At 31.4% G+C, this 14,652-nt stretch carries 16 protein-coding genes and 1 riboswitch; of the genes, 2 read left to right on the forward strand and 14 right to left on the reverse strand.

Translation table 11 applies throughout. From position 1 onward, the window contains the following. Positions 1-6: 6 nt before the first annotated feature. Entirely contained in the window at positions 7-705 is a 699-nt protein-coding gene (ric, locus tag PTZ02_RS13215; RefSeq protein WP_274228268.1) for an iron-sulfur cluster repair di-iron protein, read from the reverse strand. Between the two features lie 145 nt (positions 706-850). Further along, positions 851-1,564 carry a Crp/Fnr family transcriptional regulator gene (locus PTZ02_RS13220; RefSeq protein WP_274228269.1) on the reverse strand — a complete coding sequence of 238 codons (714 nt, stop codon included), beginning with the start codon at positions 1,562-1,564 and terminating at the stop codon, positions 851-853. A gap of 88 nt (positions 1,565-1,652) precedes the next feature. Here PTZ02_RS13220 and PTZ02_RS13225 point away from each other — a divergent pair, with 88 nt between their 5' ends. Next, on the forward strand, positions 1,653-2,714 hold the full coding sequence (locus tag PTZ02_RS13225; RefSeq protein WP_274228270.1) for a lactonase family protein: 1,062 nt from the start codon (positions 1,653-1,655) through the stop codon (positions 2,712-2,714). Between the two features lie 130 nt (positions 2,715-2,844). Then, entirely contained in the window at positions 2,845-3,372 is a 528-nt protein-coding gene (locus PTZ02_RS13230) for a nitroreductase family protein (RefSeq protein ID WP_274228271.1), read from the forward strand. Between the two features lie 43 nt (positions 3,373-3,415). On the opposite strand, the gene PTZ02_RS13235 is transcribed toward PTZ02_RS13230, so the two are convergent. From PTZ02_RS13235 to PTZ02_RS13290, 12 genes are all read right to left on the reverse strand, one after another. After that, a complete protein-coding gene (locus PTZ02_RS13235; protein WP_274228272.1) occupies positions 3,416-4,993 on the reverse strand; it encodes a MutS-related protein in 1,578 nt (525 codons plus the stop codon). A 73-nt stretch (positions 4,994-5,066) separates the two neighbouring features. Beyond that, complete coding sequence (locus PTZ02_RS13240) at positions 5,067-5,822, reverse strand: cobalt-precorrin-6A reductase (RefSeq protein ID WP_274228273.1); 756 nt, start codon at positions 5,820-5,822, stop codon at positions 5,067-5,069. Between the two features lie 2 nt (positions 5,823-5,824). Continuing rightward, positions 5,825-6,547: a precorrin-3B C(17)-methyltransferase gene (cobJ, locus tag PTZ02_RS13245; RefSeq protein WP_274228274.1), complete on the reverse strand. Its 723-nt coding sequence runs from the start codon at positions 6,545-6,547 to the stop codon at positions 5,825-5,827. Position 6,548: 1 nt separating this feature from the next. Beyond that, positions 6,549-7,517 (reverse strand): cobalt-precorrin 5A hydrolase, encoded by a 969-nt coding sequence (gene cbiG / locus PTZ02_RS13250; RefSeq protein WP_274228275.1) that lies wholly within the window; start codon positions 7,515-7,517, stop codon positions 6,549-6,551. Between the two features lie 3 nt (positions 7,518-7,520). Continuing rightward, a complete protein-coding gene (gene cobM, locus PTZ02_RS13255) occupies positions 7,521-8,273 on the reverse strand; it encodes a precorrin-4 C(11)-methyltransferase (protein ID WP_274228276.1) in 753 nt (250 codons plus the stop codon). 11 nt (positions 8,274-8,284) lie between these two features. Beyond that, positions 8,285-8,947, reverse strand: a complete 663-nt coding sequence (locus PTZ02_RS13260; protein WP_274228277.1) for a cobalt-factor II C(20)-methyltransferase — start codon at positions 8,945-8,947, stop codon at positions 8,285-8,287. After that, positions 8,940-9,512 carry a precorrin-6Y C5,15-methyltransferase (decarboxylating) subunit CbiT gene (gene cbiT, locus PTZ02_RS13265; protein ID WP_274228278.1) on the reverse strand — a complete coding sequence of 191 codons (573 nt, stop codon included), beginning with the start codon at positions 9,510-9,512 and terminating at the stop codon, positions 8,940-8,942. Before cbiT ends, PTZ02_RS13260 begins: the two co-directional genes overlap by 8 nt. Continuing rightward, the gene (gene cbiE, locus PTZ02_RS13270) at positions 9,509-10,111 is read right to left on the reverse strand and encodes a precorrin-6y C5,15-methyltransferase (decarboxylating) subunit CbiE (RefSeq protein ID WP_274228279.1); all 603 of its coding nucleotides are present in this window, start codon (positions 10,109-10,111) and stop codon (positions 9,509-9,511) included. Before cbiE ends, cbiT begins: the two co-directional genes overlap by 4 nt. Continuing rightward, entirely contained in the window at positions 10,104-11,198 is a 1,095-nt protein-coding gene (gene cbiD, locus PTZ02_RS13275) for a cobalt-precorrin-5B (C(1))-methyltransferase CbiD (RefSeq protein WP_274228280.1), read from the reverse strand. The genes cbiE and cbiD overlap by 8 nt, the downstream gene beginning before the upstream one ends. Further along, a complete protein-coding gene (locus PTZ02_RS13280; protein ID WP_274228281.1) occupies positions 11,198-11,824 on the reverse strand; it encodes a precorrin-8X methylmutase in 627 nt (208 codons plus the stop codon). The genes cbiD and PTZ02_RS13280 overlap by 1 nt, the downstream gene beginning before the upstream one ends. Continuing rightward, the gene (locus PTZ02_RS13285) at positions 11,811-13,142 is read right to left on the reverse strand and encodes a cobyrinate a,c-diamide synthase (protein WP_274228282.1); all 1,332 of its coding nucleotides are present in this window, start codon (positions 13,140-13,142) and stop codon (positions 11,811-11,813) included. The genes PTZ02_RS13280 and PTZ02_RS13285 overlap by 14 nt, the downstream gene beginning before the upstream one ends. Positions 13,143-13,248: 106 nt before the next feature. Then, complete coding sequence (locus PTZ02_RS13290) at positions 13,249-14,070, reverse strand: sirohydrochlorin cobaltochelatase (RefSeq protein ID WP_274228283.1); 822 nt, start codon at positions 14,068-14,070, stop codon at positions 13,249-13,251. 350 nt (positions 14,071-14,420) lie between these two features. Further along, positions 14,421-14,603, reverse strand: a riboswitch (cobalamin riboswitch). Positions 14,604-14,652 lie beyond the last annotated feature (49 nt).

The raw sequence follows: 14,652 nt of genomic DNA on the forward strand, positions 1-14,652 counted from the left end.
CCTCCACTATACCCTTTGAAACAATATACTGTTTTCTTTATAAATATGAATAAATAAATCTTTCTCTAAATCGTGTAACTTGTTATATACAAGTTTAAAAGTTGTGCATGCTCCTTCTGGTGCTTTAAAATCTCTAGTAACCTCTTCTAGTTCCTTTAGGATATCTCCTGCCCCATCATGCTCTGCTTCAGTCTCTTCTATATATTTCTTAACTTCTATTCTTAGATTTTCATCTTTAGCAATAAAATATCTTTCCATTAATGGGAATAGATTTTTCTCTTCTTTTATTAAATGCTCTTCTAATTCAACTTTTAAGCTTCCAAATAGCCTATGAACTTTAAGTAATTCTTCACTATGATGTTCAAAGTGAACTTTAAGTATTTTTAATAAAAGTTCATCTATTTCTTTAATACTTCTAAAAGTATACGCATGGTGTGTATTAACTACATTTTCAATTAGTTTAATTGAATCAACTTCTCTCCAGTCGATATATTCACTATTTGAATTTTTGAACTTTTCATATTCTTCATTTAACTTATCAACAAAAACATCAACATTTAATGCCTTTTCTCTTAATGCTGCTCCTAAACTATCATGTCCTCCACAACAATAATCTATCTTTATATCATTAAATATTTTTGTTGAGTCTGGGAAAATTGAAACTACCTCACCTAGCTTTAAATTTTCATTTATAACTCTACTCATAAATAATAACCTCCTGAATTTCTTCTCTTTATGAGTTAATATTAATCCAATTTTAAATTTTAAAATATGATTTAAATCACAAATAAAAAAAGATAAAAAATCAACCTCTTATTATTGAGTGGAAATTGATTTTTTATCCTATTATTTATTCAACATATTCAATTAATGCTTCCTTATCATTTACAACTATAATCTTATTTCCCTTAAGTGAAATTACCCCTGAGTCTTCTAACTTAGAAAGTTTTCTGCTTATAGTTTCCCTCGTTAACCCTGTGTAATTAGCCATTTCTTCTCTATTTATGGGAAGCTTTATTTGGCTTACTCCATCCTTTTCTTCCCCATACTTCTCTAAGAATTCTAAAAGCATATGAGCTATTCTTATTTCCGCATCATTCGTTGCCAGGTTTTGCGCTAGTTCCTCTGTTTCAGAAAGCTTTTTAGTAACTTCCTTTAATATCTTAAATGCAATAGCAGAATTTTTTTCTAATATCTTATCCATATCTTCTTTAGTCAATGTGCATATCTTAACTTTGCTAATAGCTATTACAGTAAATTTATATATATTCTCATCTGTAAATAGATTAAGTTCTCCAAAAAACTCACCTTCTGAAAGAATTCTTATAATCTGTTCTTTTCCATCCTTAGTTATTCTGGAAAGCTTAACTTTACCTTCATTTATAATAAATAATGTTTCAGAGCGTTCCCCTTCCTGACAAAGTATTTCACCATTTTTATATTCTTTATGTCCAGTCATATCCTTTATTTCTTTTAATTCATCTTCTGATAAAAATGAGAATATGGGAACCTTCTTTACACACAAATCGCTATGATTACAATTGCCACAATTACAAACTTTCATATGTTCACCTCTATTTAAATAAAGTTACTCTGTAAAATCAATATGATATAATATACTTACATTATATAATTAATAGGAGGCTATTACTATGGTAAAACATGAAGATAAAGTGAGAATTTATATTGGTACATATACTAAGACTGGTAGTAAGGGTATATATACACTTACTCTAGATAATTTAAATGGTAAACTAGAAGATTTAAAAGTTGCTGGGGAATTAGACAACCCTACCTACATTACTTTAGACAGTAAAAATAACAGACTTTTTGCTGTAACTAAAGAAGGGGATAATGGTGGTGTAGCTAGCTTTTCTATAAATAAAGAAACTGGAGAATTAACTTTTATAAATAGTCAGGTATCTCCTGGAGCTCCTGCTTGTCATGTTAGCATGAACAATGATAAGGATTACTTATTTTCAGCAAATTATCATACAGGAGAAGTTAGATCCTACTCTGTTAATGAAAGCGGAGTTCTTAGCGACCCAATTTCAGTAAAAATTCATGAAGGATCAGGCCCAAATAAAGATAGACAAGAAAAAGCTCATGTTCATTATGTTGAATTAACTCCAGATGAAAAGAATCTTTTTGCAGTAGACTTAGGTATTGATAAAGTTGTAAGCTATTCTGTTAATAATGGCTCATTAGTTTACGATTCTGAAAATACTATTGCTTTACCTGCTGGTGCAGGTCCTAGACACTTAACCTTCCATCCATCTATGAATTTTGCGTACTTATTATCAGAACTTTCATCAGAAGTTTTTGTACTAGAAAAATGTTCTGATGATAATTCTTATAAAATAAAGCAAAAAGTTTCAGCTCTACCAGATGATTTTGAAGGTGAAAGTATTGGAGCTGCAATTCATTTATCACCAGATGGAAAATTCCTTTATACTTCAAATAGAGGACATGACTCTATTGCAGTATTTTCTGTAGATACTCATTCTGGAGAAATCGAATTAAAAGCTACTACATCTGTTGCTGGAAAAGGTCCAAGAGACTTTGATTTAGATCCGACAGGCAAATTTGTAGTAGTTGCTAACCAGGATACAGATAACTTAACTTTATTTTCTAGAGATATTGTATCTGGATTATTAACTAAACTTGAGCAAGAAGTTTCAATTCCTACTCCAGTATGTGTTAAATTCCTATAATAATTGAATTAAATTCCTATGCTTCCCTTTTGTATACTAACTAACTAATAAGTGCATACTTCCAATATATTAATTTTGCTCTATAATAAATATTAAATGTAAAATTATAAACATTATTGGAGGTATTAAAATGAATGAAGTTTTGAAAGCAATTGAAGCAAGAAGAAGCATTCGTGCTTATAAGCCAGAACAAATTAAAGATGAGGAATTAAATGAGATATTAAGAGCTGGAAACCTTGCTCCTAGTGCAATGAATCAAAAGCCTTGGAACTTTACTGTAGTTCAAAATAAAGAACTTATAGGAAAACTAAATGATTTCTGTAAGAAAGCTATGCAAAGGGATAACAACAAAGATTTAGATCTTTTTTATAATGCACCTACACTTATAGTTGTTTCTAGTGATGCTAAAGCTATAGCTCCAGAAATAGATGGAGCCCTTGCCTTAGGTAATATGTTCTTAGCAGCAGAATCTCTAGGAATCGGTTCTTGCTGGATACATGCAGTAAAAGCTTTATATACTACTGAAGAAGGTAAAGAATTAATAAAAGAACTTAATTTACCTGAAGGATATTCAATAATAGGGTCAGGTGTTTTTGGATATAAGGTTGCACCTGCAAATACTCCAAGAAAAGAAGGAACTGTTAACATAATAAAATAAAGAATAAAAATCGCACTAAAAACTTAGTGCGATTTTTTTATACTTATATAAGTTTTCTTAATTCTTCTATGGTTTCATTTGCTTCTTTTGTTATCTCTTCGGGATAACCTATATATTCAAGAAGCTTAATAGCATTACTTTTAGTTCCTATTCCTCTCTTAATATGATAATCAAAAATTAATCCTTTTTCTTTACTAACATCATCTTCAAAATGATAGAAATTATATTTATCATCAAAAGATCTTGTTATTTCTATATCATGAGTAGAAATAAGACATAGTACTTTTGCTTTATGAAAGTAATTAAGCAACGCTCTAGATGCACTGATTCTCTCTAATGGATTAGTTCCTCTAAATATCTCATCTATAAAACAAACAACATTCTTGCCTTTTTCTTGTTCTTGAAGAATATTCAATATAGCCTTAGCCTCACCCAAATAATAACTTCTTCCCTCTAAAATATCTTCCTTAGGATTTAATGAGGTTATTATATGAAAAAGGTCTCCTTCATATCTTTTTGAGGTACAAGTATATAATGTTTGAGCAAAAAGACAATTTAACGAAACCATCTTTAGGAATGTTGATTTTCCTGACATATTACTTCCTGTTATTATTGCTCCCGTTTTATTAACTTCTATAGAGTTTGCAATTGGATTTTCTAATAATATATGATATCCTTCTTCAATTTTTATCTCTTTCTTCTTATTAAACTCAGGTTTAGAATAATACCTCAAATCCTCTCTTAAGGCAGCAATAGAGCAATAAGTATCTATTTCTCCTATTAATTTATATGCTTCATATAAATCTTCTCTATACTTAGGCAATATTTCAATAAACTTATAATATCCTCTTTCTTGAAGTAAGAAAAATAGAAATATTAAATCTAGTAGTGAATCTACCTCCTCACTTTTTGATATATAGAACATCTCTTTATTTATAGGCTTTATTCTTTCATAAATATCACAGGCCTTATCCCTAAATTCTCTAAATTCATAATCATCTATTTCCTTAACCTTTTTCAATGTACTTATAAGTTTAGCCAAGTAAGGTATATTCCAAAGTTCATATTTATTTTCCCTATGATAATGTATCTCTATATTTACAAGATAAACAACCAAAGCCAAAAATATAAATCTTAAATCTATCCAAATAGCTCCCAGTATACATAACGGAATAAGGCTCCCTATTATCATATATACTAATCTCTTAAGCTTACTTCCTTTTTTATCATCAAGTATAAAAGAAAGCACTTCCCTTTTCCCTTCTCTACCTAAATCAAAAAATAAGTAATTTAACTTATCTCTTAAGTTTTTATTCTCTTTTATTTCATCAACTATTTTATCTCTCTTTTCAAGCTCCTTAATATCAAAAATAGGATTTGTTAAAGTGTACATAAGCATTGCCTCGCCAGGAGAACTATTGGTTCTATCAACGGTCTTAAATACTTCCTCCATTGATAAATCATCGAAGCTTTGATCATTTATGTAATTTTCTTCTTTTTCTACACTTCTTATTATGTTGCAGTCTTCTTTTATCTTCTCAAGATTCCTCTTGGATTTATGACTTTTAGGCCAATAAGAGTTTATAAGTCCTATCATTTGCTGTTTATTAAATCCAAACATAAAAGTTCCTCCAAATATAAAATTACCATAACCTATTATAGCATACTTATAATAAATTATGGTAAATATGGTTTTATGATACATAGGTTATGAGCTCATTAATGTTGGTAAAGACTCTTTTATATTCTAGTTGTTTTCTACCTATAACTACTATTTTAACGTTCTCTTTTAATGCAGCTTCTACCTTTTGAACAGTTCCACCTTCTACTCCTGAGTCCTTCATTATTATAGCATCGCACTTATATTCCCTCAAAACAGCTCTATTAAACTCTTCTGAGAACACACCTTTCACTGCTATTATATCTTCAGGCTCAATTCCAAGATTACATAGTTCCTCCATGACTTTTAATGACGCAAGAACTCTGTGAATCATTCGATTTTCTATTTTTAAATCTAAAATTTTCTTTATATTTCTACTTCCTGTTGTATTTAATACATTGCCCTTTACGCTAGAAAGAGAGCTCTTAAGTTCACTATAATCCGATATTATATTAACTAATCTATTATCCCTATATTTATCTATTACGGAAGGTCTCTCATACCTTATATATTCAATGGATAGCTCTTTTGCTGCTTCCATCGCATTTATTGACACCTCTAACGCATAGGGATGGGAAGCATCGATTAGCTTTCTAACACCATACTCTTCAAGTTTATTTTTTAGTTCCTCTTTATTTAATGGTTTAGTATTTAAAAACTTATATTTATATCCCTTTAATAAATCTCCACCATAATTAGTAGCGGTAGATACAAATATATCTTCTGTGAATTTATTAAGTCCTTCTAATAATTCTTTTCCTTCTGAAGTGCCTACAATTAATCCTATCATTTTTACTTCTCCAATTTATATCCTCTCGGAGTTATAAAGAAACCATCTTTAATAAAACTTTTTGAGTTCCCTATGATTACTATAGAAAACATATTAACTTCTTCATCTGTAAAATCCTTAAGAGTAGTTATCCAATATTCTTGTCCCTCTCTTAATGCATTTTTTACAACCCCTACAGGAGTATTTTCTCCCCTGAATTCCTTTATTATTTCTATAGCTTCTTTTAAGTAATGAGGTCTTCCCTTTGATTTTGGATTATATAGTGAAATAACAAAATCTCCTTCAGCTGCGAGCTTAACTCTCTTTTTTATATCTTCATAATCTGTCATTAAATCAGAAAGAGAGATATTACAATTATCATGCATAAGTGGTGCACCTAGTACTGATGCAGCTGCAGAGGATGCAGTTATTCCTGGTATGATCTCTACTTCTTCATTATTTCTAAGCTCTAATATAAGCCCAGCCATTCCGTATATTCCTGAATCTCCAGTACTTATTAATGCAACATTCTTCTCTTTAGAAAGCTTAAGAGCTTCTCTACATCTTTCTTCCTCACCCTTCATACCATTAGAATAAACTTCTTTATCCTTTACTAAAGGTTTTATCATTTCTATGTACTTATTATATCCAACTATTATATCTGAATTTTCAACCACCTCTTTTGCTCTAAGAGACATGTGTTCAATTCCTCCAGGACCTATTCCTACTATATAAAGCTTTCCCATGCTATTCTATCCTTTCTCCAATGCAAAGTGTCATCCCTTCCTTTGCAATTCTATTTACTAATATCTCTCCACCACTCAAGTAAACACATGGCTCTGCCACGGAACTTACCCCTATTGATTTCTTTACAAACTCACTGCCTTTAAATAAATGCTCAACATTTTCTATACTCTCTCTCCCATGAATATCTATTGGAACTTCAAGCTCCTTTGCTAAGTTTAAAATAGCTTTTTCTTCACTTTTTAAATCTACAGTGCTAATCTTATCTACTGCTTTTAGTAAATATCCATGCTCAATTAATGCTTCCTTTATAAAGGCTCTTAATTTATCCGTTGACGTATCCTTCTTACACCCAATGCCTAGTATTATATTTTTTCTTATAAGTACAAGAGCATCTTCATTCAATATTTTATTTGTAACAACAACTTTTGCTTTTGCTTCTATATCTTCCTCTACATATCCTTCTGGAATTTCTATCTTGCCTAACGTATCTACAAATCCTATCTTTTCACCTTCTGTAAGCAAACTAGAAATTTCTTTTGCTTTCTTCATATCATTAATTAGTAGATAATTTTCTTTTGCTATAATATCTGGTGCTTTTACTCCTAATGCGTCTGTAGCTGTTGTTATTACTGGAGTTGCATTAATTACTTCTGAAACCTTAAGTGCTAATTCGTTTCCGCCTCCTAAATGTCCACTTAATAGACTTATAGAAAACTTTCCAACAGCATCCACCACAACTACTCCTGGGTCCACTGTTTTTCCTTTTAAATATGGAGCAATTGCCCTTAACGCTATTCCCGTAGAAGATATAAATATAATGCCCCTAGCATTTTCCATTGCTTCCCTTGCAACATTACTTAATCCATCTCTTACGATAGTTTCTTTAGTAATTATCCTTCCCCCTAGTTTTCCTGATATATTCTCAGCTACTTTATCTCCTAGCTTTGATAAACTTAGAATATATAGCATTTTCTATACTCCCTTTCTAAACTCGTGGGTAAAATGCTTATCGTAAAGTAAGGATTTTTCATACTCACAATCAATAAATTCCCCTACTAATATTTGAGCAGTTTTCTTTATTCCAGCTTCTTTTACTTTTTGTGAAATATCATCTAAGGTTCCTATTATTATTCTTTCATCTTCCCAAGTAGCCTTTTCTATAACTGCGATAGGTATTGTCCCTGTACCATATCCTTTTTTTAGCTTATCAACTACTTTATCAATCATTGATATTGATAAAAATAAAGCCATAGATGCCTTATGAGCTGCTAATCCTTCTAAGTCTTCCTTCTCAGGCACTGGAGTTCTTCCTTCTACTCTAGTTAAAATTACTGTTTGACTTACACTTGGAAGGGTGAATTCTTTTTTAATAGCTGCCGCAGCTGCTGTAAATGAACTTACCCCAGGAATAACTTCATAGTCTATTGAAAGCTTATCAAGCTCATCCATCTGTTCCTTTATTGCTCCATAGATTGACGGGTCTCCAGTATGAAGTCTAACTATTGTTTTTCCTTCAAAGTGTTTTTCCTTAATAACATTAATAACATCCTCAAGTGTCATATTTGCTGAATTATATATTTCACATTCTCTTCTGCAAAACTCTAAATGCTTTGCGTTTACTAAAGACCCTGCATATATTACTACATCGCATTTAGTTAATATATCTCTTCCTTTTACAGTTATCAAATCTACATCCCCAGGACCTGCTCCAATAAAATAAAGCATAAATAACCCTCCTATCTACTTGCTAATATCAATGACATATATTCACACTCTTTAAATATCTCCTCTTTATCATATATTATGGCCTCTCCTTCTCTACCAGCTCTTCTTACCATAACATATTCAAAACCTTTTTCTTCAAGAGTCTCAATTACTTCTCTTTCCTTTTTGTATACCTTCATTACAACAACATACTTTTCATCTCTTATCTCATGAACTTTTCCAGCTGGAATAACTAAAAGAGCTTCATTTCCCATAACAACTGGTCTGTCTGTCAACGATGCTGCAGCACAAAATGAAGTTATTCCTGGAATTGTTTCTACTGTAAAACCATTATTCTGTATATATTTAAGAAGATGTACGTATGTTGAATATACTAATGGATCTCCTATAGTTAAAAAACTTACAGTTTTGCCCTCTTCTAATTCTCTTTTTATAGCCTCATATATCTCTTGTACTTTCGATTTAGTATCTTTTTTTCCCATAGGGAAATGTGCAATTATTACCTTAGTATCCTTACTTATATAATCCTTAGCTGTTTCATACGCTATACTTACTCCGCCATCTTCTGAAGTTGGGGCAACTATAACATCCGAAGCTTCTATTGCCTTAACTGCTTTTAGTGTTAATAATTCTGGATCTCCAGGTCCCATTCCTATTCCATATAATTTATTCATTTGTAATTTCCTTTCTTCCGCTAACTATAAATATTCCATTATTGCTTGTTAACATATAACTTCCTTTTACATTCTTGCTTATATTAACCTGTGTTATCTCAATATTATAATTTAAAGCTTTTAGCACCTCACATGCTTTATAACAATTATCTATGGTAATAAAATTTAAAACTATTTTTCCTAATTTCTTAAGTTTTTTATGAGAAGCTGAAATTATTTCTTCTAAGTTTCCTCCACTTCCACCTATAAAAATCCCATCAAAGCTATCATCCGGGAAATTATTTAAGGTGTGTAATGCTTCCCCTAATATAACTTCAAGATTATCACAATTAAATTTATTCTTATTCTCTAATATAAGATTAAAAGCATCTTGCTCTTTTTCAATTGCAATTACACTTTTGCATATCTTACTCATTTGAACTGACACAGACCCAGTTCCTGCCCCTACATCAAGTACTTTCGAAGAGGTACTAAGCTCTAATTTCGAAATAGATAAAATTCTTACTTCTTCTTTCGTCATAGGAACTTTTCCTCTTATAAACTCTTCGTCTTTTATATATATCATTTTCTCTCCACCACCAATACGCTTAAACTACTAAAACTTTTATTCATTATTTCTACTGGTATCCCAATAGTTATTTTCTCATCTTCATAGGATAAGTTTTCTCCAACATAAATTGTAGCTTCTATATTTTCTTCAAAGATATCCTTTGCCAATTTACTAGGAGTATTTTTATTATCTGTAAGCCATATAGTAAGTTTCGATGATTTTATCTCCTCAATAAATTCTCCTTCTCTACCATGCAATGAAGATAATTTTGCCCCATTCCAAGGCAAAGACAATTTACTCATTAAATATTGAAATGAACTTAAGCCTGGGACCACATTTATTTCTTCTAGTAAGTTTTCTTTCAAATAGTTTAGCACTCCATAAAAAGTTGGATCTCCAGAAGCTACTATGGCAATATTTTTATCCACATTGTCTTTGATTATATCCACAATATCTGCAAGTTTTTGCACTTTTTTCTTAGGATTATCAACAAAATCTATTGAATCTATAGCTCTACTAAAACCTACTATTAGTGAACTATCCTCTAAAACTTCCACTGCTTTAAATATCATATACTCTTTATTTCCAGGGCCTAATCCAACTAAATTAATCATGGTTCTCCTTTTCACTTGCAAATAAAAGATTTGGTTCTTTTCCTCCCCAATATAAGACTACTTCAACTGCTATTTCATTACCAGTATATTGCTCCATTTTATTCTTAGCCTTTATTCCTATATTCTCATATACTTTATGATACTCCTTAGGAATGATTTTCACAGCACCTTCTGTGGTTTTTTCATTATATACCCTAGTAACTAAATCTAAGGGACATCCCATTAAGGCTAATTCTAAAGCCAGTATTTCTAATCTCATATCACATACCTTTGAATGGGTATTAAATACTCCTCCTGCAACTTTTCCAAGCTTTCCAATATGCCCTATAATAGTAACTTTTCTAACCCCATTATATTTGGCTGCATCTAATGCACTACCTACATAGTTTGATATAGTAACCATCTTGTTTTTGTCATATCCTAGTGTCTCCCCATATCTTTCTCCCATATTTCCAAACACAAATATTATGTCTTTATAATAGGCAGATTTAGCCCTCATTTCTATTTCAATGGTTTCCTTAAGTGCTTCTTCTGACATTGGGTAAACTATACCGGAGGTTCCTAGTATACTTATTCCACCTACTATATTAAGCCTCGGGTTAAAAGTCTTTTTTGCAACTTCTTCTCCCTTTGGTACGTAAATAGTTATCTCAACTCCATTGTTTTCTGGAAGTACGCTTAACACTTCTCTTTTTATCATTTCTCTAGGAACTGGATTTATAGCAGGCTCACCTTTTTTCACGTAAAGTCCTTCTCCCATAACTACTCCTACACCTTTTCCACCCTTAAGAATATAGCCACTTGGAATCTTCTTTGCCTTTGCCCATATATCAAGTCCATGGGTTACATCTGGGTCATCTCCACCATCCTTTATTATGGAGCAGCATATATAATCTTCCCCTTCTTCGATGGAATCAATCTGCAGATTAAGCTTTATTCCACTTGGTGTATCAATTTCTACATAATCTAGTTTTTTTCCCCCATACAGCATCATAGTTGATGCCTTAGCTGCCGCTGTTGCACAAGAACCAGTAGTATATCCACACCTAAGCTTTTTTCCACCTGCATTTACATACATATCAAGCATTATTCTCTCTCCACTAAAAGGTACATTAAAGCATTAACTATAGCTGCTGCTACATTGCTTCCTCCCTTTCTACCCCTTATTGTTATCATAGGAATATCAAGTTTTTCAATTTCTTCCTTTGACTCTTTTGCTCCCACAAAACCAACAGGAGCTCCTATAATAAATTTAGGACTTGCTTTTCTTTCTTCATATAACTCTTTTAAAATAAATAATGCAGTTGGTGCATTCCCAAACACAAAGAATTCTACGCCTTCTTCTACCGCTTTGCTAACTGCAGCCATAGATCTTGTAGTCTTTTCTTCTTTTGCCTTCTTAGCTACTTCATCTAATGAAACATATGTTATAACTTCGCATCCAAGATCTTTTAGTGCTTTTTTATTTATTCCTGCCGCAACCATATTAGTATCAGTATATATCTTTACTCCACTTTTAAGTAATCTCTTAGCTTCTTCTATAGCACCTTCTCTTATATAAGCTAAATCTTTATATTCAAAATCTGCTGTAGTATGTATAACTCTTTTTACAATTGAAAGCTCTTCCCTGTTGAAGCTATGCTCACCCATTTCTTTTCCTATTATTTCAAAACTCTTTAGTTCGATTTCCATTGGATTCTTAACGTACTGCATTTTTTCTCTCCTTACAACTAATTATAATCTCTTTTATAAAATCTAAATTAGAGAAAAAGTGAACATGTCCATATGCCCCAAGAGTATTATTTTTTATATATCCACATGTCCACTCTTTTAATCCCCCATTAAAGGTTCTTTTGCTAAGTTTATACACAGTTTTATTACTACATTCAACCTTAGATTTATGAAACTCATGAGAATTTATTGATAAGTTTCTTTTAATTAATTGATTCTCCGAAATATCTATATGATTATATCCAAAATTATTTAATGTTTTAGTCATATAGGCTTCTCCATCAAAAAAACCTACCATTTTCTCACCCTCAATGGACTTCATTAAATACATCATGCCTCCACACTCAGCATAGCATGGTGTACCTTTTTCTAGCTCATTCCTTATGCTGCTTAAAAAACTAATATTTTTAGAAAGTTCATTACTGAAAACTTCTGGATATCCTCCCCCTAAATATATCAAATCTAAATCATCTGGAACTTTCTCATCATTTAGAGGGGAAAAATATATAACTTCTCCGGCCTCTTCCAGAAGTTCTATATTCTCTTTATAGTAAAAAGAAAAGGCTACATCCTTTGCAATTCCTATTCTAAGTCCAAGCGGACTTAAATGATATCTATCTTTAAATTTATCTGTTTCTTTCATTATTTCTAAGATTGAATTTACATCTACATTTTCTTCTATAAGATTAGATACAACATCAATCTTATCTTGCAAATCTGTAATCTCTTGACTTTGTACAAGTCCTAAATGTCTAGATCCCAGAATAATTCTATCATCTTTGGGCAGGTACCCTAAAACCTTTATATTTAATGTTTCTTCAATTAATTGCTTAAGGAATATATAATAAGATTTGTTTATATTATTTAATACTATTCCTGCAAATTCACAGTCCGAAAAATCAATTATTCCTTTTAGCTCTGCTATAAAAGTAAGACTTGAAGCTTTAGGAGAGATTACAAGAATTATCGGAAGACCTAAAATTTTTGAGACATGGGCTGTTGAGGCTTCAAGAGTTGTTCCGATTCCATCATATACACCCATAACCCCTTCAACAATTCCTATATCCTCATTATTTCTGCTATAAACCGCTTTAAGTCCATCTTCTCCCTGTAAAAAGAAATCTAAATTTCTAGAAGGTTTTCCTGTTATTTTTTCATGAAAGGCACCATCAATATAGTCTGGCCCTACTTTATACCCTGCTATATCATAACCTCTTCTTTTCAATAGATTCATTAACCCGATTGTAAATGTTGTTTTGCCTCCCCCTGATGAATTTGATGCAATAACTACAGATTTCATATAAAAACTCCTTCAAGCTACAGGGTTTTAAGTTCAACTATTAACTTATTAATGCCTGAACTCAAACAAGAATAAGTAAAGTTTCCTATCAAAAACCCTATACTTACTAACCTTTTAAATTTTCTCCAAAACCTTGGAATCTACCACTTAGGGCATCTTCTAAATGTTTCATATATATATTTCTAACTTCTTTATATTCACCTAACCCAACATTGAACTCTTCAACTTCTATGCCTTCACGTTTAAGTGTAGAGGCCCAAGAATCTTCTTCACTTGAGAAAATATCATTTCTTGCATGATCTCCTACTACAAGTAAAAATGGTGCCAATACAACCCTTTGTATATTTTTATCCTTCAAATACTTTATAGCATTCTCTAATGATGGATAAGCTTCAATGGTTGCGATTATTATGTTCCCATGGTCTAAATCTCTAAGCCTATTCTGAAAACATCCATAACAAGAGTTGCCTGGGTGATGAGTTCCATGCCCAGCTAATACAACAATCTTATCCTTAGGTAGGTTATTCGAAATTGCACAAACTAAGTCATCATAATCTAAGTTAACTTCATCAGACTGAAAATATATCAACGGGCGTCCTAATCTTAAACTAGTAAACTTATCCTTATAAATAATTGTTACCTTTTTTATGTAGTCAAATTCTTGTCCAGGTATTATGTGCAGAGGCTGTATAGTTACCTCTTCATATCCTTCATTTAATAGAGACTCCAATGCTTCCTCTGGCGTAAAAATACTCATATCATGTTCTTTTTTTAGTTTTTTAATAATCTTATGGGAAGTAAAGGCTCTAATTACTTTATACTCTTTTCCATATCTTTCTTCAACTTCTCTCTCCATTGGAACTATATTTTTTTCTAATGCATCTAAGTAAGATGTTCCAAAACTTAAAACTATAATTGCTTTTTTCATAATAAACTCCCTTTAAATAAAAAATAAAACCTTCTGAATAATGTCAGAAGGCTATGAAAAATAATCAAGGTAATCTTAAAATCACTTTGTCCATTTAGCCACCCTCTCCATCGCTCGTAGAGATGAATTTTTATCGTGAGACTTGATTAATACTTGTTTAAAAATTGCGGTTTCTGGCAATTTTTACGGCATGTATTAATCTCAAGTCGAACAAAAATTCTAAAGAAGTTTTAACTGTGAGACTTAATTCATACTTGTTAGAAAATTGTGGTTTCTAACAATTTTCTGGCACATATGAATTTTAGTCGAACTAAAACTTCGAAGAATTTTTAGTGAAACATAAAAACCCTATTAGTGCAAAAACTTAGGCAGGTATTCTGGCTCAAGTGTCATAATCTTAGCTTATCTTCCCAGTTTCCCAGTGACTCTATAACTAAGACTCTTCTTTTACAGCGGCGGGACCGCACAGGAATTTCACCTGTTTCCCTATTATACTAATTCCCTTATGGGACATTTAAAGGCTTTATTTAAATAAATATATTTCACCTATTAGTCACCTATGTTTTATCAATATTTACTTTG

The sequence above is a fragment of the Clostridium sp. 'White wine YQ' genome (assembly GCF_028728205.1).
In the GTDB taxonomy this organism is placed as follows: Bacteria; Bacillota; Clostridia; order Clostridiales; family Clostridiaceae; genus Clostridium_T.